Here is a 21,394-nt window from a genome sequence, read left to right on the forward strand (position 1 = left end):
CCAATGGTCGCCAGCACTTACCATACCCACTGCCCCACATAATTTACACAAGGATTGACTATTTCAAGAAATTCTATGACAACGAATATTGCTTCAGCGCCAGTCTATGTTATAGGCGACATTCATGGACAATTCAAGTCGCTGCTTAAACTGCTACAGGCGGCCCAACTAATTGATGACCATCACTCCTGGTGCGGAGGGAATGCGACCCTCTGGTTTATGGGCGATTTTGTGGATCGAGGCCCCCAGGGCATTGAAGTTCTGGACCTCGTGATACGTCTCCAGGGCGAGGCCGCTGCCGTAGGCGGCACCGTGGCCTCCTTGCTGGGCAATCATGAGATGCTCTTGCTGGCAGCCTACCGCTTCGGCAGACGCTCAACCGGGCTAGGAAGCACCTTCCTCACGCGCTGGAAACGCAATGGGGGCAATCAGAAAGATATCGCCAGCTTAACCTTGCACCACCTCGACTGGATGGCACACCTGCCCGCCATGGCCATCGTAGATGAGAGCCTTCTGCTGCACGCCGACGCCCCCCTCTATCTTAAATGTGGGCGCACCATCGACGAGGTCAACACCACCTTTCGTAAGCTGCTAAGCCACAGCGATGCCCTGGCCTGGGAGGAGATGCTGGAAGATTTCGCCAGGCGTGGCGCCTTTCTCCATGCACAGCACGGCGAGGAGTTCGCGCGCCGCCTCTTAGGCATCTATGGTGGCAAGCAACTCCTCCATGGTCATACGCCGATTCACCTCATGCTTGGCTGCTCTCCTAAAAAAGTTGAGCATCCCTGGATCTATGCAAGTGGCTGCTGCATTAATGTTGATGGTGGCCTCTATTTTGGTGGGCGAGGCTTTGTACACCAACTCTAATAGACCCCAATATCTTGTGGCCCGCGCCAGCCATAGAAGCGGGCCAATCCCCTCTTTTCCTGACTTATTGCCCCTCTGTACAAATTGACTATTTGCTATGCTGAAAGGCTCAAAGCTCGCGCAAAAAAGGACTGGCTCTCCTCAAAGGGCACTCAAGGAAAGCGTGGTCTTTGTGTAAGATGCACAAAAATCACGCTTAAATTTTTCTGTTTTACACATAGCATCTCTGCCAGAAAATTCATATACTTTGCTCTAAGAGATGTGATTTTATTCTGAACCCCAACCCCATGCGGGGGCACAGCGGCCACGCACTCGGGGTGTTCGGAGCAGAAGATTTGGAACAGGTACGCAACGGACGCGAACCTCTGTCTCCAGGTGAGCAAAGACGGCCCCTCTCCATGGTGATGACGCCATATGCACGGTTCAAACCAGTTTAAGAAGGGAGTCTGACATGGCAGCTCAAAACCCAAGCGAAGTCAAAATGGTACCTACCCTTGGTCTCACCGGTGTCACGATCAATGCCATGGCGCTTATCGCGCCTGGAGCCTTCCTCTGGACCACCTATCAGTTGCAAGCCAATCCCTCCTCCGCAATGAACATGTGGGCCTCGGTCTTTATCGCAACCGCGATTGCCTTGCTCACAGCCGTCGCTTACTCAGCGCTGGCGAACCGTTACCCTGAAGCAGGTGCTGGTAGCTCGTATTATTTCGCTGAAGCTTCGGTGCTACATAAAGAAGAGCATCGACACTTCAAGTTCGCGCGCCTGAGCAAGTTCCTGGTTGGCTGGGCCTCTCACCTGTATTACTGGATCTACCCGGGCGTGATGGTGGCCTTCATGGGCCTGCTCATCACCTACATTATCCAGACGTTCTATCCTGATTTTGGCGCACCCTGGCAAGAGGTACTGGTGTGTGTGGTCTTCGCAGGAATCGTCGGCGCCATCGCCTATGTTGGCGTGACTGGCTCGACACTGGCCAATATCGTCATCAACGTGATTCAGATCGTCGCCCTTGTCACCTTCTCTGTACTTGCCATTATCTATCGTGCTCAGCATCCCGCGGTACATTATCTGCATACCAGCGCGCTGAGCGTGATTATGCCACATGACCTCTCAGGTCTTATTCAGCAATCCACTATCGCCATCTTGCTAGTTGTTGGCTTTGAATCGGCGACGGCCCTGGCAGCTGAGTCCAAGAATCCTGGACGCGATATTCCACGTGGCGTTCTGCTCTCCCTGGTTATTCAGGCGGTTGTCTTCTACTTCCTGGAGTACTTTGCCGCGAACTACTTTATCAACACGGGCTACCATGCTGCTGGCAAGACTGGTTTTGATGCCGCGTTCGCCTCTGGGGCGCCCATTGGGGACATGGCGAAAATCATTGGCGACCAGATGCTTGGTGGCAATGGCCTGGCTTTCGCGGTGATCCTGGCCGCTACAGTTGTTATCGCGCTCATTGGTACCGCGCTCTCCTGTCTCAACACAGGCGTTCGCGTAACCTATGCGATGGGGAAAGATACAGAGCTTCCCCTGGTCTTCGGCTTTCTGCACGGCAAATATCGCACACCACATGTCGGTGTCATTGTGCTCTCCGTGATCTCAGCGGTCATCGGCGGCTATGGTGTGCTCAACATCGATAATCTTACTCAGGTAACACTCATTTCAAATATCGGCACGTTCATACTTTATGGCCTGACCTGCCTCATCTGCATCGTCGCTTTTGCCGGTGTCGTGGGACGGAATTTCCTTACAACGTTTATCTTCCCAGGGCTGGGAGCCTTGCTCAATATCGCTATGCTGATCGGCGTGCTTTACTTCGCCATCGCTGGTGGTGGTACTACGCAGACAGACACGATTATCGCAGGTGTCTTCTCACTCCTCTGGCTGGTTGTTGGCTTCGCCTATCTCTACATTCGCAAGCTCGTCAAAGGTATTCCCATCCTCTATCCAGAGGATCACAAAGCGAGCCTTGGTAGCAACAGTGATGTTGTACTCGAAACTGGTAGTGATGGCGCGCTAACAAGCGGCGACTAACGGCATTCAATACCATTAGTAATACCCCTTCGATCCCCTTGTGTATAGAGGGATCGAAGGGGTAGGGGTCACAATATACAGGTAAGGACGCGCCTAGAGATGTAAGGAAACATCAATGGGACCAAAACATCAGCGAGCCTTATTCTGCATCGCAGAACGAGTCATGACGAGCAAGCGTAAACATGTACAGACGATTCGCCAACTCGCTGGTACAGAAGAATACTATCTCTTGATCATCCGTGAAATAGATCGCCTTGAGGGACAATTATGCAAAACACGCTCGCTCCAGGCACAGGCCACGCTAACGCTACTTGAATGGCTTACGACCCTGCACTATTTCAACTGGCATTGCGCCTACTGCCAGGAGCGGCCCTTCCAGGTCATGAGTCACATTATTCCACTACCACAAGGAGGAGGAACAACCGTCGAGAATTGCGTCCCCGCCTGCTATCGCTGTGGACGCTCTGGCAGAAACAAAAAGACTAATACGCTTGTAATCGGCAACTTGATGCAGTTAAAGGCTAAAATGCAAGCAATAAAGGAGCAAGCGCAGTTAACGATGAAACAACTCAATCTCTCACTACTCCCAGATAAATATGCTGTGTGTCAGTTCCACCCTGATAAACATATCCCTTACTGGGCTCTGCTCGGCAATTTTGTCTCCCTGACACGTACACCCGAAGAACTCTCTATCGTCTGCCAGGAGGATAATGTTCCTGGCGATATTGAAGCGGAGCGCGGGTGGCGCTGCGTTCAGGTGCGTGGGGCCTTTGATTTCTCAATCGCGGGCGTCAATGCCTCGCTAGCAATTCCCCTGGCAGAGGCCTACATCAGTGTCCTGGCCATCGCAACGTACGCGACTGATTACCTGCTAGTCAAAGAAGAGAACGTGGAACGCGCCTTGCAGGTGCTAGAACAAGCTGGACATATCATCGAGCGCTAGCGTTGGATTACTCATCCTGGCAAGCCACTTCACTACCCCTCTAGAAACGAGAACCAAAAATTTATGGATGCGCTAACGATCTTTGGAGCATGCGCCGTGGGCGTCATGCTACTTTCTTATGCCCTCGAACATCGTTCTGCTTACTGGGTTCTGATCTTTGCCTGTGCCTGCGCGGCCTCCTCGCTCTATGGCTGGCTGGCTGGCACCTGGCCTTTTGGTGTGGTGGAGGGCATCTGGGCCATAGTCGCCTTTCGCCGCTGGTGGAACCGCAAAGGGAACACGCACTCCTCCTGAGGCCATTCCTCTGCTCTCTCCCACCTTACGACTCAACACCATACATTGGATCTGCAGCTGCCTCTATCTGAGATAGAAACCTCTTCAACTCGGATGGGAGGCATATAAATATGGGCATTTTAAACAAATTGCCGCGGCTACTTTATAAAGGAATTCTCAATAAAAAGGCCTTTATACTAAATATAAGCTCAATAAAAAGGTGTTTTTTCTCAAGAAAAGCTCACCAAAGTGTCTATTTTTGTAAAATTTGCACAAAAACAGGCAAGCGATTTGTGACAAGTTGTATCTAAGAATATAAATCAAAAGACTCTATACTAATCCATAGAACCGATGCACATCAATGATGATATTTACAGACTCCCTCCCTGGTGGCAGCGCCCCCCACAGGCCTGCCCACAATTACTCAGCGCCGAGTACGTTCGCCATCTGCTCGCATTGAGCACATTTCTTACTCAAGTTGTCTTTCGCACGAAAGGACTTATTGCAAGATGACGAAACTTCTCCGCACTACCTGGGAGCGCTTGCGCACAAACGCGAGCAATCCAATCGTTCGTAAGAACGTCGCACTCCTCATGACTGGAAAGTTGTTAGGCCTGGCTCTTGTCCTCACCGCAATGTGGGTGATCCTGCCAACAGTGGTACATGCAACAGTCCATGGCGCCCCAACTATGACACCAGAAATAAATGCCGTGAATACGGTATGGGTATTGGTTGCTGCGTTCCTGGTCTTTGGTATGCAGGTTGGCTTTGTTATGCTTGAGGCGGGCTTCGCACGCTCTCGCGAATCGGTCAACATCCTGGTCGAAGGTATCGCTGACACCTGCATCTGTGGCATTCTCTTCTGGGCCTGGGGCTTTGCCTTTATGTTCGAGCCTGGCACGCCCTTTATCGGCACCCAGGGCTTCTTCCTTATGGGTCTCCCTTCCACCTATCTTTCGACGGGTGTGCCACTGCTCGCCTTCTGGGTCTTCCAGTTCGCCTTCGCTGATACGGCTTCGACCATCACCTCGGGTGCGATGATCGGCCGCTGCGGCTTCTGGGGCGACATCCTCTATAGCATTGGCGTTACCGGTTTCATTTATCCGATCATTGGTCACTGGGCCTGGGGTCCTGATGGCTGGCTCGTCGGCCTCAACTTCCACGATTTCGCTGGCTCGACGGTCGTTCACAGCATTGGCGGTGCCATCTCATTAGCGGGTGCTATCGCTCTTGGTCCTCGCCTGGGTCGCATCTTCAAGCGCGATGGCGGTGGCCCACCTGCGCCACACGACCTGATCATTGGCGCAGTCGGTGGCTTGATCCTCTGGTTTGGCTGGTATGGCTTTAATCCTGGTAGCACACTCTCTGCGCTCGATGCGGTTGGCATTGGTCGTGTCGCCTTCAACACCACGCTCGCGGCTTGTAGCGGTGGCCTGGTCGCTCTCTTCTACTCCTACGCTCGCACGAAAAAATGGGATCTCGGTCTCACTGTCAACGGCTTCTTAGGAGGACTGGTCGCCATCACCTGCCCCTGCTACTGGGTCGATCCTATTGGCGCGTTCTTCATTGGAGCGATTGCCGCTCTGGTCGTAGCCTGGAGCATTGATGCCCTGGAGTACCTGCGTATCGATGATCCTATTGGCGCTGTCCCTGTCCACCTGGCAGCGGGTATCTGGGGTACGCTCTCTCTCGGTCTCTTCGCATCGGGTGCATACGGTTTGCCGACACCCACAGGTGCCGACACCAGTTCGGTTGTCACAGGTCTCTTCTACGGTGGCGGGGCCACGCAACTGCTCGACCAGGCTATCGGCTCTGGCGCGGTAGTGGCGGCAACCATGGTTGTCTCCCTTGTCCTCATGTTTGCGCTGAAATATATGGGCGTGCTGCGCGTCTCTAAAGCGGGTGAGATTGAGGGCCTGGACCTGCACGAGCACGGCGCGGTCGCCTATCCTGAGTATGCCCTCGCGGGGCTGACACCTTCCCTGGTAGGTTCCAATGGCCATGTGCCAGCATCAGAGGAACATGAACTGGCAGAGGCTGTCAGTGTAGGCGAAGATTAACTTCCAATTCGGAATCACAGCTAAACTTCAGGGAGTCGCAAGCCCCCTGAAGTTTTTTTAATATTCGCACATGCCCCCGACCAGCGCTACTAAAGCATGTGTCGGGGGCATACCACGCTATCGCCTGCCCTGTATATTTTCAATACCTTCAGGAGGTCCCATTCTGATGCGCCCCAACATGTCGTAGCCACGATCCTTCTCCTCCCACATGCTCTCGATCCACCAGGTAGCTCCCGCTTCGGCGTAGGTCTGGACCATCGCGCGAGCCTGCTCTGGATCATTACCTGGCGTCTCCCCTTCGACGATATACTCCAGAGGGACGCTATCAATGCGCTGTGCCTCAATCATGGCCCAACGCTGACGAATCTCCTCGGGGCTGCCATGCATAAGCGCGCCGTCCCAGCGCGCCGCCCTTCGTACCTGGCTCGCCTTCTCTCCGCCTACGACCCAGATAGGGATACGCGGCTGCTGGAGCGGCTTATGGGTCGGCCAGAGAACATCCGCCGCCATTTCTGTCAGTTGATAATGTCGTCCTTGGTAGGTCAGTTCGCGCATAGAGGTTCCCTGCCACCACAACGACAATAGATCCAGACCTTCATCTAGCATCTGTGCCCTCTTACGATTCTCCTGCAAGCCAACCTTATCCAGTTCCAGCACACCTAAGCCAGCGGTCAGAATCACACGTCCATTGGAGAGATGATCCAGCGTTGCCACCTGCGCCGCGACAGTCCAGGGATGATGCTGAGGCAAGGGAGTAAGCATGGTCCCCAGGCGTATGCGCTCAGTCTTCATCGCAATAGCTGCCAATCTAAGCCAGGCACTCCCATAGTCATCAGGTAAAAAGATAGCATCCCAGCCCGCCGCCTCTGCCTCCTGCGCCAGTTCCACGACCTGCTTGTCGTTTCCCAGTAAGACAAAGCCATACTTCATACGTGCCATAACATTCCTTCCTTAAACACAACCTGCCTTTTTCCTCCACAAAGTATAGCGCTCCCTATATGACACCCTATGTCTTATTTGCCTTTGTGTTCCGCTGGCTGTTGCTCTACAATCTATAGAGGAGTAACAAGCACAGATATCGATTAGAAAGTCGCGAAGGAAATATTTTCATGGCTTACATAGCTCAAGCATTACAGGTTGCGCTACCCTTTCTCTGGCTGGGATTGCTGCTGGGCATCTCTTTTTTGGAGACACCACTTAAATTCCGCGCACCCGGCATTACTCAGGCCTTGGGGCTGGGGATCGGGCGCCTGGTCTTTACCGCTCTCAATAGAATAGAAATTCTCCTGGCAGTCCTCCTGATTGGCAGCTATGCTCTGCACTTCCCCAGCCTTCTCCTGGCGCTCCTTCTTGCTCTCATCATTATCCTTGTGCTCTACCAATCAATGAGCCTGCGTCCAGCCCTTAATCGCCGCGCAGAGCAGGCGATAGCAGGTAATCCGCTCCCCACCACCTATCATCACAAGGCTTTTATTCTCGTCGAAAGTCTTAAGGCTCTTCTCCTACTAACGCTTGGTTGGCTCGCTCTCCTCGCCTATATGAAATAATACGGCCAGCAGACCTGGAAGAAACAGTAGCCACTCATCATTACCACTATATTGACGTCTTTGTTAGGGTGTGCTAATATCTTATTAGAGCAGTCGGAAATATGATCATTTACCAGGAATAGATCAGAGTTTGGTTTGACCAGACGTATCATCCCGATTGAGAATCGGTCAAAGGAGCCAGAGGCATGAAGCTCATGCATAATGAAAAGTCTTGTACCCTGTGCAATGCATCGCTAGGTTGGTGGAACACTCAGTCCTGCATCAAGTGCGGGCATACCATTTGCAACCGTCACGCATGCAAAATGCGCCGTCCACATAGCTCAGTTCTGTTCTCCTATTGCTCACACTGCTCACCTAAAACGCAGGCCACATCACATGCGCATACAGCGACACCCCTTGAGGTGGAGACGCTCCACTATTCGCACGCCTAAGGCTCCTTGGGCCGCTCACCCGAAACATAACTTAACAAGACAAAGCCCTGATAGGCCAGACGCACTATCAGGGCTTTGTCTTGCTCCAGCGTATACTACTTGCCCACGTGTATAAGCTCATGCAGACGCGCTGCAGCTTGATCACGCGAGAGATTGTTGGCCAGCAAGGCATCCAGGATCGCTTCAATCGCCGCGTCTTGCGACAAAGCAGGCTGTTCCTCATGACCTTCTTCCGGTACCACACCTGTGGGTTGCTGAACTGCCACAGAAGAGGGCTTCTCCTCATGTGGCACCTCGTTCCCTTTGAAGAGATGCTCACGAAGCGCGGTTGGCAGATAGATACCCACCAGGACGCCGCCAACCAGGAAGGCACTAAGTCCTCCCTGCGCCGCCAGCTGCCAGTTCGACACAGCTGAACCAAGCAGTGTGGTAACACCGGTATATAATACCACTGCCAGGCCAATCGCACCCGCCAGGACGCCTGCTCCCAGAAGGGTGAGCACATACCCACGACGCGGTCCCGCTACCAGTTCGCCATCCCGTTTATATACTCTGCGCACGTACCAGTCTACCAACATATAGCAGGCCCCGCAGAGCACCAATGCCCAGGACTCAAACCACGCCTGGTGATCTACCAGCATTCCATTGGTTGGAAACACTATCTCCAGCGCATTAAAGAGTAATCTCCCTAGCCCCCACCAGAACGCGCCCGCCAGGACGGCCCCTACAATTGCCAGCATGGTCAGGCGCAATACTTCCAAACGCATCAATTCCTGGCGTATGCTACTGTTCAATGACCAGGCATAGATGCCAATGAGAAGCACCCCCAACACCAAGGGCGAGAAGAAATCATATGTTCCCTGATACCCCAGAATCTGCGCCAGGTGGACAGCGTCTCTATACCCCAGGTGAAGCAGCACAACAATCGCCAGAAAACATCCTCGCAGCAGGAAGGCCACACCATAGGCCAGGCCCAGGCCATGAAAGATCAAACGTGTCGCCAGGGATCGATCCTGACGTGCCATCCAACTGTAAAAAATCCAGCTTCCCGCGACCCAGAGCAAGGAGATCAGTAGCCAGAAGGGGTTGGCAGGATTGCAGGAGGAATTCATATCACACTGGGCAGCACCACCAAAGAAAAACGTATCGATCGCCTCTCTGATCGCAGGCACAAACACGAAGAAGGCCGTCACAGTAAACAATAAAACGAGTTGCACGCCGAAGATGTGGATGCGTTGAAAGACGAGCGCGAGTCCCGTAGGCTCACCAGTGCGTCGACGCTCAAGATGTACCAGGCAGGCTAGAAGCAAGAAGGAGAGAGCTGACGACCAGATGAAGATGACACCGCTATAGTAAGTCGACGCCAACGACGAGAGTGCCGCGCCCAGCAATGGCACACCAAAGGCAACGCTTATCCCTTCGGTTGTGTTCAAGAAGAAGGAACGGATAGCGCTATGTGCTGCCTGAGGTTCTTGCCGGAGATCACGGCGTATGAGCCAGTAGTGCAGGCCACCTAAGAGGCCTGCAATGAGAAATGCCACACAGGCATAGCTCACAGCCTGCACGAACTGCGCCTGTGTCGGTATACTCTGATATGTGCCACGCAGGGATGTAAACGCGAGGCCTGTCGAGAGCAGCGAGCCAAAGGCGGTAATCGCAAAAATCAATAATGCCGTGGCAACCGCATATAAGTAGAAACGATAGAGGCTTCGAGCCATTACGAGCCCTCCTGTCCAAAGATTATTGCAAACGAGGCTATATCTAGATTAATAGTTAGATGCATCAACCTATGGCCTCGCCTTATCAATACTTACCACTCTACGCCTCTTAGCATACAGCCTGGCAGAACAAGAGGGATGGGTCAAATGCCCTATTTTTCGCCCGAGAGGGTCGCGTTTTCTCCGACAGCATCTATATGGACCTGCGCCACGGGCCTGGTATGGGAAACCAGATGCATCCACGCCATAACCTTCTTTAGCAGGTAAAAACTTCCCTCAACCGCGGGTCCGATGCCCAGGGCAAAGATGAGTGTGCCAATACCAATGGTGCCGCCCAGCAGGAACCCTATCACCAGTACACACACCTCGATAGAGGTACGCACAATCGCCACGCGCAGCCCAGTCAGGGTGTGCAGGCGCATCATTAAGCCATCGCGAGGTCCCGTGCCCAGACGGGGTGTAATGTAGAAGGCCGTTCCCAGGCCAATGACGCCTACACCAAGTGCGTTGCAGAGCAGACGCCAGAACAGCGCCAGGTGCCCTATATCTGGAATAACATTGAAGCGCAAGAGCAGGTCCACGAAGGTTCCGATAAGGAACATATTCAAAATGGTCCCTACGCCGGGGTAGACCTTGAGCGCCAACGTCAACACAATCAAAGCCGCGCCAACCACGATATTGGCCATCCCAAAGGAGAGCGGAGTATGCCGGCTAATGCCTTGGTGAAAGACATCCCAGGGGTCTAGTCCTACACCAGAGCGATAGGTTAGTACGATACCAAGCGCGTAGAGGAATAAGCCAGTGATAACCACCAGCAAACGCAAAAAATACTTCCATGAAAAGAGGGAGCGCCAGAAGATATGCCGCATGTAGTATCCATTCTTCTATGTATTCTACTCAGGACTTCTCGCCACCTTGTGGCTCGTTTGAGTATATGTGATGGAGTGAGGAAAATGCCTCCTGCATTTTCCTCACTCCATCACATATACCTACAGAAAGCCTATAGTATGTCTGGCTGCGATACAACAGCCAATAAATAGAACACAGTGCCAACCAATAGGAAGCCCAGGCCATAAAAAAGGGACCCCGCGCTCAATTGAGCGCGGGGTCCCTGGTACTGACTGACAGGGCAGTCACTTAGTCGTTGGAGAGATTGAGCCGCCAGGCGCTGCGCCCATGTGTGGCCGCATAGAGCACGCGTCCGGACTCAGAGATGGTCAGGCTATACACAGCCACCATCGGCAAACCCTTAGCGGCGGTGCGCCAGTGCGAGCTACCCTTACGCAGGACATCGACACCAAAGTCGGTCGCGGCATAAAGGTTGCCGGTCACGCTGTCATAGGCAACGTTCGTGATAGGCTGATCGCCCAGGTTAGCGCTAATATCCTTCCACGACGCTTTGCCCGTCGCGGGATCGTAATGGACATCGAACACATGGCCTGTCGTATTGGGAGTATACGCGTCATACCCCGAGAACGAGATATAGGCGTGATACTTATCCTTCGGATCAACCGCGATACCGCTGATGAAGCGATTGGGCTGTGCCGAGGTATCGATACGTGTATAGGTCACGTTAGCGGCGGGAGCATTGGCGTTGGTCGAGATGAAGAGACGGCCACGGCGTGTCGCCGCCCAGAGCGTACCCGTATCACTCGGTGCGCGCTTGAGGGCTACCACGTAGCTGCCACCCTTATCTGTGCCAAAAGTAGAGTCCACCAGATTGGGACCCAGTGGGACCCAGTCGCCACACTGTACCGTGAAGTCGCCTGTGATCTCGTTGCAGTGCTGATCCAGGTATGCCTGGGGACCACCACTATCCTGCGTGCGCCACACGTGCTCCAGGCCGACAAACATCGTCTGGCTCACCTTGGGATCGCCGATCAGAGGCACATAGAACGAAGCCGCCTCTCCACTCGCGAAGAGCGGGTCCGCCCAGTAATCCCAACCATTGGGATCATTGCCACGGAAGTTGACGTCGCCATTTGGACCATAATAGGTGTGCATACGAATAGTGGGGTTACCAGCGTCAATAACCGAGTTGCCACCATCGCCGCCCACGGTCTGTGTCCAGACGGAGAGGTTTGATGGCGTGCTGGCAAAGGTGCCGTTATCCTGAGTACCACCAATCAGGTCATGCTTGGGATCCTTCGGGTTGACCGACAAGCTCTGGAACTGAAGGGTCGAGAGACCATCGTTGAGACTGTAAATGCGCGTTGGAATCGCCTTCAGCCATGCCTGGCAATCCGTCAGATCAGTCCCCGAGATGCCGCGATTCGCGCAATCGCTGGAGGTATCCGCGAACTGCCCACTTGTACGCACGATGCCACCATCCGAACCCAGGAAGGCAATATCAGGATTGCTGGGTGCGAAGGCGATGACGTGCTGGTCGGGATGCATACCCAGGGGAGGATTCTGGGTATCATTGGTCATGTCGGTAAAGCTAGCTCCAGCATCGGTAGAGCGCTGAACCGCGCGACCATTGGAGGGCGGGGTTGTGGTAAAGATCTCGTCATACTGCATCTGCCCACCAATCCAGACGGTATCTGGATGTCCGGCGGGAGATTCTACTGGCATGTCATAGGTACACTGCCCACCACAATAGTTGTACGACGAGAAACCAGGTGTGCCAGCATTCTGGTTTGACAGGTCGAGCCAGCCAGGATTGGCCTTACCATTCGTCAAAGTGCTGGCCGGCACATTTGCATCATCGACGCGGTATAGCTGTGCAGCAGAGCTGCCGCTATCGCCAACATAGATGCGCAGTTTATTCCCATTGGGGGCCAACGCGAACTCGGTACGTGAGAGTGAGCTATTGGCAACTGTGCCCTGACCAGCGGAGGCAAAGACCTGCTCAAACGAACCGTTGTTGCTGCGATACAGGCCATAGTCAAAGACAGAGAAGTAGACCTGCGTCGTTGCCCCCTGGTGATAGAAGCGTACCTTGCTTACGCCACCACGGAAGAAGTCGCTGCCATTGGGGGAAGAGGGGTCGACGGTATCGCTCTCTTTGCTAAAGACCAATTTAAAGGTCTTACCACCATCGAGCGACTCGTACAGGCCAACGACTGGCGCGTGGGGAGGTGTAAAACGTCCACCATTGACCGCGGATGAGCCGTGGCGCGCAACCGCCGTACCAATGTAGATATGTTTGGCGTTCGTGGGATCGACGGCGACCGAGCTAATTGCGCGATCCTTGGCTGCTGGGACGCTGCCCTCAACCAGTTTCCAATGCTTGCCATAGTCGGTTGACTTGAAGAGACCAACGCCTGCCTCGGAGTCGCTTGAGCCGTTCTGCTCGCCAGTGCCAGCATACAGCGTCCGTCCCGAGTGATCATTGGGATCAAGCACAATCGATCCAATCGCATTGGAGGAGAGGCCATCCGAAGAGTTGGTCCAGGTTGGTTCCGCAGCCAGGCCATTCTCAGTCGACCAGATGCCGCCACCAGCCGCGCCAACCCAGACACGACAGAGCGTAGCATTACAGTCGTTGGCTACTAAAATAACATTCATGCGGCCAGATGTAACGGTAGCACGCCCAGTGTAGGTAGCCTGAGGTGCAACCTGGGGAGTGCTAGGACCCACAAGCTGCCAGTCACCGTTACTGTTTGACTTGATGTTGGCTGGCATCACCTGCTGGGTAACAGCAAGATGTGCATTATAGGCAGTGTTGACACGCGTATAATCGATGTACGTTTGTGGATAGGCACGATCATCATACTGTTGTGCCGCCGCCTCCGCTTGCCCCTCGGGGCCATCAGCATACAGGGCATCGCCATCGGGATTGTTATAGAGGAAGTGATTGTAATGTGGCTGCACTGGTCTGGCATACGCGGCAGATGAGCCAAAAAGCATAAGTGCGGCACAAATGCTCGCGATGACATAGCGCCGCCATGCGTGGGAGCGAGACATACGCGAAAAACCTCCTTGCTTTTGCGAGGACACGACTGATAGTACAGATTATTTAGTCAGAAATCAGTCAAGTATCTCAGCACGATAGGAACATAGTCTTACCAACTGGATATATCGCAGGCCATACCCTACTACCCCATGCACCCTCCAGGCATACGCAGTCCTGGCACATAGCTGTCTCAAAAAGCATGTGCATGTCCGTATATGCTTTTGTTAAGTTGTGCGTATAGTACAAGGGAACCAGGCTCTCCCCCAGAGCCGTGCGTGTGATGAACTGCATCTTATGCAGCGTGAAGGGAACAGGGAAATGTCATGCAAGCACATCAATAACAGCAAAGATGGCACAAATGCTTTTGTTGCTTACACGTTTATAAGCATACCGTTAAGTTTGAACAATGTCAATATATATGCAAGAACATGTTTTCAAGCGATTGCAAAGTTCTGTGAATAAACCTGCGTTCCGCCACCAATCGTATCTGGATCTGGAGCTGGATGATAGGCCAGAACGACACGATATGTTCCCACAGTCCACATACCCGGCGTTGTTGCGGGCTGCATGCCTGGCAATCTGGGTTTAAGCATGATGATCTTGCTCGACTGGGCTGTGATCGCGACCATACTTGTTGCGGAGAAAGAACCACAGAGACGTTGAACCTGCCAGCCCGCACTGGTCTGGCGCTCAAGTTGGATAATCGTGCAACTGGAGGGATTAATCGCGGCAAAGATGCTTTGCGCAGAACGATTAGAGATCGTTACCGTTATCGCCTCCTGTCTCGCATAGGATGTCTTACTGACAACGACCTCCACAGAGGTGGACGTGCCAGGCGTCTTCTGCGAAGGCACCGGCGTTGGGGCACCAGGGGTAGCAGTTTTTTCGCTGGGAGTTGGAGTCTCCCCTGGAGTGGCGCTTGAACCAAAACCTGGCTGAGCGCCACTCCCGCAAGCAGCCATACCTAATGGCAACACGCAAAGCAAACACAAAGAGAAGAAAACAAATGTACGACGCATAAGTAGCACCTCCTTCGCAGATACAACGAAGCAGAGCCAGAAAAGTTCCAGGGCCCGAAACGTCATGTGCTACTAACGCAGCACATGATGTCTCGGGCATCAAGCTGCGCTAGCGGTGTACACTACCCTCCCATTGCTCACGCAATGCCTCAAAGGCTGGAGCAACCTGCACCGCGAAATCATCCCAGTTGCACTCTATCGAGATACGATGATCATAGCCAACCTGGTGAAGCGCCCGAAAATAGGGACGCAGGTCCTCGCCATGGCGCCCCGGGGCCGAGCGCCCCGCATGTTCTGCCACATGCACATGTGCGAGATTCCGAGCAACGGGGATAAGGGTCTCAGGAGCCTCACCATTACAGGCCATATGATACGTATCTGCCAGCAAGCGTACATGCGATGCGTTCAGACTTGCGACAAAAGCCCCCGTTTCACTGACTGTATTGAAGATATTGCTCTCCTCATAGCGCAGAGGCTCCAGCACAAGCTCGACACCATACCTGCTGGCCCAGACATTCCAGTGCTCCAGGTACTCTCCGAGTTGTGACAGAGCCTCATTATGCGCATAACCTTCTGGACAGGCACGCGCCACGCCACTGCCAAAGACAATCAAACGAATACCGGCCTCCGCCGCTCGTTGGAGGGCTGTTTGCACATAGCGCTCAATGCGTGAGCGATCTACAGGTCGCGCGGGGGTAGCGATCAACGCCAGGTCCCCGGGCAGGAAAACATTGGCTGTCTCAACAGGAACAGGCAAGGTGCGCGCAAACTGCAACCGCTCCAGAAAAACATCTCTGGGCGCCTCTGGCACTAGAAAACGCTGCACACTCTCCTCAAGATAATCAAAGGGAATCGTTTTGAGTGCGGCAACCTCGCGCATGGATGCACAGATACCAAACCTCATTGTGAAGTCTCCTCGCTTCCTGCCTACTATACGCTCTTATATACCAGTCTTGCCCTATTATACGTTATTCCTCTGTAGAAACTTCGATCACGATAGCACCCAGGGAATCTTCCTCTCCTCCTGGGCTAGCTTTTCCCCAACCTCCACCACCTGGTGAGGCAATGGCCAGACGATCCCCTGGGGACGCACGGAAATGGACCTTCCCCGGCAAAAGCTTCTCTTGCCCCTCGTGAACAAGGCGATTCTCGCCACGCTGACCTGGCTCTCCACCTTGCAGGCCATAGGGGGCGAAGCGCCGCCGCTCAGTGAGTAGCGTGACATCGGTGGGTACCTCAAAGGTGATCTCACGCACAAGGCCGTCACCACCATGATGCTTACCCTGGCCACCCGAGCATGCGCGCAGCTCATAGCGGCTGATACGCATGGGATAGGCGTATTCAAAGGCCTCGACCGGTGTATTGAGCGTGTTGCTCATATGCACATGCGCGCCCGAGAGACCATCCTGCTCAGGATGTGCCCCCATACCTCCGCCCATGGTCTCATAGTAGGCAAAGGGCTGACCTGTTCGTGGATCAATCCCTCCGGCGGTAATATTGTTCATTGTGCCCTGCCCGGCGGCAGGAATAACCTCCGGTAGCGCCTGGGCCAGCGCACCAAAGATGGTATCGGTAATACGCTGCGAGGTCTCAACGTTTCCCTGGGCTACCCCTGCCGGAGGACGCGCATTGACCACCGTTCCAGCGGGCGCGATGACCGTCACTGGGGCAAATGTCCCGTGATTCATGGGGGTATCATCGGGCATCAGGCAGCGCACGGTATAGTAGGCCGCCGACTTCGCCACCGCCGCCACGGTATTGATATTCCCGCGCACCTGCGAGCTACTCTCTGAGAAATCGACCGTCATAGCTTCGCCGCTAACGGTCACGCTCACCGCGATTCTCACTGGCTCCTCGCCGATGCCGTCATCATCGAGATAATCCTCGAAGCAATAGGTGCCATCGGGCATATTCGCGATGGTCGCACAGGTGATGCGCTGGGCATAGGCGATTAGCTCCTCGATATGCGCTTGCAGCGTGGGCAGACTCCAACGCGCGACCATTTCCTCCATGCGGCGGACGGCGGTGCGATTGGCCGCCACCTGAGCCGCCAGGTCGCCCCTGCGCTCAGCAGGCGTACGCACATTGCGCAAGAGCAACGAGAGCAGAGGCTGATTGGGCTGTCCTGCATCCCACAACTTGACTGGGGGAATAATGATCCCCTCCTGGTAGATCTCGCTAGCAAGTGGCATGGAGCCTGCGGAGATACCGCCTACGTCTGAGTGATGCGCCCGGTTGGCAGCGAAGCCAATTAAACATGGCGCGTTCTGAATTTCGGCATAAATGGGTGTGATCAGGGTAATATCGGGCAGGTGGGAACCACCCAGGAAGGGATCGTTGAGCGCAATAATGTCGCCTGGGGCGAAATGGTCGAAGGTCGTGAGCGCGGTCGCAACCGAGTCGGGCATGGCGCCAAGATGCACGGGGATGTGAGCCGCTTGGGCGATCAAACGCCCCTGCACATCGAAAAGCGCGCAGGAGAAGTCGCGACGCTCCTTAATATTGGGTGAATAACTGCTAAGCATCAAGACGGTTCCCATCTCCTCCGCGATGGCGGTCAGAGCGCTGCGAAAGATCTCCAGGCTGATGGGTGTTACCTTGCGTGACTCAATCATGCGGATTCACCCTCCTCTATGTGCTCAAGCACCAGGTTGTTGACGGCATCAACAGAGCCGCGCCAGTTAGGCGGTAGCACGGTAGTTGTATCATATTGCACAATAATCGCCGGGCCTTGCAACACGCCTCCCACCGGCAGTGAAGCGCGCTCGTATACCGGCACCTCGTACGCGAGCGCCTCGCCCATCGCACCTGTGAAAAGAGCCTTGCGCCGGGCAAACGGACGCACATCCACCTGTTCCTCAGCCTCTCTGCACTCATAGGCAGGCTTATCACCTACCCCACGCGCCTTGAGGCGTACGTTTACAACCTGCACTCGCTCATGACTATCGCTATACCCAAAGCGCTGCTCGTGCATGCGATGGAAGTCCAGCACTGCCTGCGCCACATCATACCCATAGGGGATGAGCAGTTCATAAGCCTGCCCAACATAACGCAGGTCCAGGTAGCGCTCGATTCGTATATCTTCAGGGGCGATACCCTCATGCGCTAAATCCTCGCGTCCCTGTTGTTCCAACTCACCCAGGACTGTGGTCGCAACCTCCTGAGCCTCTTCAGCGGGAAGCATGATTGTGCGTACATAGTCCTTTAATGTATCCGCGACCAGGGTTCCAAGCGCCGAGAGCACGCCGGGGACAGTAGGAATCAGCACGCGTGGAATACGCAGGGCACTCGCCAGTTCACAGGCATGGAGCGGTCCCGCGCCACCAAAGGCCACCAGGACAAAATCGCGTGGATCACACCCACGCTCCACTGAAATAACGCGTATGGCCGCCTCCATATTGGCATTCACAACACGGATGATACCCAGAGCGGCCTCTTCAACTGATCCCCCCAGCCGCTCCGCAATGGCCTGCATTGCCTGCTGAGCAGCCTGTGCATCCAGTTTCATTGTTCCTCCGAGAAAGGCCTCGGGTATCAAGCGCCCAAGCACGACATGAGCATCAGTGACCGTGGCGGCACTCCCTCCGCGCCCATAGGCGGCAGGTCCGGGATTCGCCCCCGCTGAGATTGGACCTACACGCAACGCCCCACCCGTATCAAACCAACCAATGCTGCCGCCGCCCGCACCCACAGTGTGAATATCGATCATCGGCAGGCGGGTCGGATAGCCTCCAATCATGCCATTGGTCGTCTCGGTCGCGGTCCCATTGATCAGGGCCACGTCGGTCGAGGTCCCGCCAATATCGAAGGAAATAGTCTGCGTGAATCCCGAGGCCTGCGCCACAAAGGCGGCCCCAACGACACCGGCAGCGGGTCCCGAAAGCAGAGTTCTGGCTGCTTCGCTCCGCGCCATAGCGCTTGAAATCGAGCCACCATTAGATTGCATAATGCGCAATGTGGTACGCGAGGGCAGTTCCTGCTCCAGGCGCTCCAGGTAGCGTGCGATCAAGGGGCCGATGTAGGCGTTCAAAACGGTGGTACTCGTGCGCTCATATTCGCGAAACTCGGGCAGAACGCTTGAGGAGGCTGACACATAGAATCCTGCCTCACGCGCCCGCGCCGCCACACGCCGCTCATGCTCAGGATTGGCGAAGCTAAAGAGGAGAGAGATCGCCACAGCCTCCACGCCAGCAGATTGTAAGGCGTCCAGTGCGCGCTCCAACGAGGCTTCATCCAGCGCGATAAGCACCTCCCCTCGCTCATTTAAGCGTTCTTTGACTTCTACGCGTCGTTCACGAGACACCAGGGGAGGGACCTTTTGCGGGCGCAGACTATACAGCCTGGGGCGCGTCTGCCTGCCGATCTCCAGGATATCGCGAAAGCCTGCCGTCGTGATCAAGCCCGTGGGGACACCTTTCTGCTCTAGAACGGCATTTGTCGCCACAGTCGACCCATGCACCAGGGCCTCGATATCCTCTAGAATACCCAGTTCGCGCAATCCCTGAAGAATGGCTCGCGAGGGATCCTCAGGCGTCGAAAGCACTTTATGAACTTTGAAGCCGCCATCACGCAACAGCACAATGTCGGTAAATGTCCCCCCAGTATCAACTCCGACCAGCAAGTGTGTCATGTATGCAAACTCCTTAGCAGGTGGTTAGAGCACCGCAAATCTTACCCATAGCATATAACATAGGAGCACGTCAGGCGAAGGGCCAACGTTCTCCACCAAACAGCAATAGCCGTTACCTGTATGCCAAGCAACTGCATACATTGTCTCTTTAAGAAGGAATATCATTAACCCAAAACACAAAGCGAAGAGGGCCGATACTTATTCAGCCCTCTTCGCTTTGACATAACGGGCTTTAGCCCGCCGCAAGCTGTGCCGTTTCAACGGCGGCAGTGAGGCGTGTCCCGGCTTTCGCCCTTGCATCGCACAATATAGAACGTATGTTTGACAACTCCAAGACGTTGGAGTATACTCTACAAGAGACACGATGTATTTTCTTGAGAGAAAAGTACGAAACATGGCAAAAGCCACGAAAACAATCAGACACGCGTTGCAGTATCCGCCACAGTCAGCCCACTCCTTCGCGGAGCATCAGGCGCTCTACAATCGTGTCGTGGCCTTCTACTTTGAGGTCATCCAGGCCCATGAGGGCATCCTCTCTCTCAAGAACAAGGAGGCCCTCACCGCCCTGGAGAAACTCACCCATGCGACGGAGAAGAGCCCCCATCCCATTCTGCCTCTCTCCGACATCGCCCCGGATATTCCCGCGATGTTCCGCCGCGCCGCCATCAATGCGGCCCTTGGCTCTGCTCGCGCCTTTTTCTCCTCGCTCAAAACGTGGCGAGCACGCAAAGAGAAGCACGAGGCCAAACCATGCAAAAAGGGCAAGAAGCAGCAGCCGTTCAGGGAGCGGCCACCGGTCCCGCCGCGCACCTGGAACAAATCGGCCTCCTTCTACGCCGGCTTGTGGAAAGAACGCTCTACGCACTCCATCATGCTCAGAGTGTGGACTGGCTCGTGCTGGTCCTGGCTCAAAGTTGGTGCGCTTCCTCGCGATATTCCCGAGGGGTACGCACTCGGGAGCCCGCAACTGGTTCGCAAGGGCAACCGCTGGTGGTTGCATACTCCTATCGAGAAAACGTTGGAGGCCCCCGCCAAGGTTGTTGAACAGATAGCATCCAAAGAGACACGTCTCTGCGCGGTCGATGTGAACCTCGACCAGCATGTAGCCGTGTGTACCGTCCAGACCGTCGAAGGCACCATCCTGGCTACTTCCTTCATTGGAAATGGCACAGCGGTATCGGGCTTTAGGAAGCGACTGCTCGGACGCATTGCACACAACCGATCTCAGACTGGCATCATTGCCGAAGGGGAACAGGACAATGCTGATCTGTGGCGCAAGATCAGGCACGTCGATGAGCACATCGCGCACCAGGTGAGCGCCCGCATTGTCCAGTTCGCCATCGAGCAGCAAGCAAGCATCCTGGTCTTCGAGCATCTGGGCAACCTGCGCCCGGAAAAAGGCACGTATTCGCGCCGCAGCAACCTGAAACGCGCATACTGGATGAAAGGGCGCATCTTCACGTACGCAAAGTACAAGGCGTGGAATGCAAGTGGTCTCATCACGTGCCGCGTCAATCCGCGCAATACGAGCCGGGAATGCCATCGCTGTCATGCGCTCGTCATTCGCTACAATGAGGGCGAGCCGGTTGAGGGATACACGCCCGGCGCGGCGCTTTGCCTGTGCCCACAATGCCAGATGCGCACCCATGCCGACCGCAATGCCAGTCTGAGAATCGAGCAGCGCTTGAGAGAGCGCGACCAAGAACCGTTGAAGGAAAAGCCTCATGCTCGTTCGCGACGTGCGACGAGGGGGTCGAAAGACCCAGGTGTTGGGATCTCCCAGGATGCCGAAGGCGAAGGGCAACCATCTATTGCTCAAGCAAGGCAAGGGGATCACGCCAACGGGCCTGGCACCGCCCAGGGGGGATTGCGCCGGATGGGTGCGCGCCCCTCAGATATGGCTACCACACTACGCCTCCATTTTGAGTAGTCCCTACGGGACTGGTCTCACGGAGGCGCGTACGGAGCCGTGTCAG

15 protein-coding genes are annotated in these 21,394 nt (G+C 54.8%); 7 read left to right on the plus strand and 8 right to left on the minus strand.

All coding sequences use genetic code 11. The features are described 5' to 3' along the window. The first annotated feature begins 75 nt into the window (after positions 1–75). The 5 genes from KTE_RS03745 (at position 76) to KTE_RS03765 (ending at position 6,175) form a co-directional block, all read left to right on the plus strand. Positions 76–867, plus strand: coding sequence for a metallophosphoesterase (locus KTE_RS03745; protein WP_201378686.1), 792 nt, complete (start codon positions 76–78; stop codon positions 865–867). Positions 868–1,318: 451 nt separating this feature from the next. Then, positions 1,319–2,899 carry an APC family permease gene (locus tag KTE_RS03750; protein ID WP_201378687.1) on the plus strand — a complete coding sequence of 527 codons (1,581 nt, stop codon included), beginning with the start codon at positions 1,319–1,321 and terminating at the stop codon, positions 2,897–2,899. Positions 2,900–3,014: 115 nt separating this feature from the next. Next, the gene (locus tag KTE_RS03755) at positions 3,015–3,842 is read left to right on the plus strand and encodes an ACT domain-containing protein (protein WP_201378688.1); all 828 of its coding nucleotides are present in this window, start codon (positions 3,015–3,017) and stop codon (positions 3,840–3,842) included. Positions 3,843–3,905: 63 nt separating this feature from the next. Then, positions 3,906–4,136, plus strand: coding sequence for a hypothetical protein (locus KTE_RS03760; RefSeq protein ID WP_201378689.1), 231 nt, complete (start codon positions 3,906–3,908; stop codon positions 4,134–4,136). 488 nt (positions 4,137–4,624) lie between these two features. After that, the gene (locus KTE_RS03765) at positions 4,625–6,175 is read left to right on the plus strand and encodes an ammonium transporter (RefSeq protein ID WP_201378690.1); all 1,551 of its coding nucleotides are present in this window, start codon (positions 4,625–4,627) and stop codon (positions 6,173–6,175) included. Positions 6,176–6,292: 117 nt separating this feature from the next. Here the strand turns inward: KTE_RS03765 and KTE_RS03770 are convergent, their stop codons facing one another. Beyond that, a complete protein-coding gene (locus KTE_RS03770; RefSeq protein ID WP_201378693.1) occupies positions 6,293–7,114 on the minus strand; it encodes an LLM class flavin-dependent oxidoreductase in 822 nt (273 codons plus the stop codon). 170 nt (positions 7,115–7,284) lie between these two features. On the opposite strand from KTE_RS03770, the gene KTE_RS03775 reads away from it, so the two are divergent. Continuing rightward, positions 7,285–7,722 carry a hypothetical protein gene (locus tag KTE_RS03775; RefSeq protein ID WP_201378700.1) on the plus strand — a complete coding sequence of 146 codons (438 nt, stop codon included), beginning with the start codon at positions 7,285–7,287 and terminating at the stop codon, positions 7,720–7,722. Between the two features lie 526 nt (positions 7,723–8,248). Here the strand turns inward: KTE_RS03775 and KTE_RS03780 are convergent. The 7 genes from KTE_RS03780 to KTE_RS03810 form a co-directional block, all read right to left on the minus strand. Next, positions 8,249–9,871, minus strand: a complete 1,623-nt coding sequence (locus KTE_RS03780) for a hypothetical protein (RefSeq protein WP_201378702.1) — start codon at positions 9,869–9,871, stop codon at positions 8,249–8,251. A gap of 152 nt (positions 9,872–10,023) precedes the next feature. After that, positions 10,024–10,740 (minus strand): YitT family protein, encoded by a 717-nt coding sequence (locus KTE_RS03785; RefSeq protein WP_201378704.1) that lies wholly within the window; start codon positions 10,738–10,740, stop codon positions 10,024–10,026. A gap of 268 nt (positions 10,741–11,008) precedes the next feature. Continuing rightward, a complete protein-coding gene (locus KTE_RS03790; protein WP_201378706.1) occupies positions 11,009–13,780 on the minus strand; it encodes a hypothetical protein in 2,772 nt (923 codons plus the stop codon). Between the two features lie 423 nt (positions 13,781–14,203). Then, positions 14,204–14,788, minus strand: coding sequence for a hypothetical protein (locus KTE_RS03795; RefSeq protein WP_201378707.1), 585 nt, complete (start codon positions 14,786–14,788; stop codon positions 14,204–14,206). Positions 14,789–14,897: 109 nt separating this feature from the next. Next, positions 14,898–15,692 (minus strand): sugar phosphate isomerase/epimerase family protein, encoded by a 795-nt coding sequence (locus KTE_RS03800; RefSeq protein ID WP_201378708.1) that lies wholly within the window; start codon positions 15,690–15,692, stop codon positions 14,898–14,900. Between the two features lie 64 nt (positions 15,693–15,756). Beyond that, positions 15,757–17,403 carry a hydantoinase B/oxoprolinase family protein gene (locus KTE_RS03805; protein ID WP_201378709.1) on the minus strand — a complete coding sequence of 549 codons (1,647 nt, stop codon included), beginning with the start codon at positions 17,401–17,403 and terminating at the stop codon, positions 15,757–15,759. After that, a complete protein-coding gene (locus KTE_RS03810) occupies positions 17,400–19,418 on the minus strand; it encodes a hydantoinase/oxoprolinase family protein (RefSeq protein WP_201378710.1) in 2,019 nt (672 codons plus the stop codon). Before KTE_RS03810 ends, KTE_RS03805 begins: the two co-directional genes overlap by 4 nt. A gap of 394 nt (positions 19,419–19,812) precedes the next feature. Here KTE_RS03810 and KTE_RS03815 point away from each other — a divergent pair, with 394 nt between their 5' ends. Continuing rightward, entirely contained in the window at positions 19,813–21,348 is a 1,536-nt protein-coding gene (locus tag KTE_RS03815; protein ID WP_201378711.1) for a zinc ribbon domain-containing protein, read from the plus strand. Positions 21,349–21,394 lie beyond the last annotated feature (46 nt).

Origin of the sequence: Ktedonobacter sp. SOSP1-85 (assembly GCF_016587415.1) — a bacterium.
Taxonomy (GTDB): domain Bacteria; phylum Chloroflexota; class Ktedonobacteria; order Ktedonobacterales; family Ktedonobacteraceae; genus Ktedonobacter.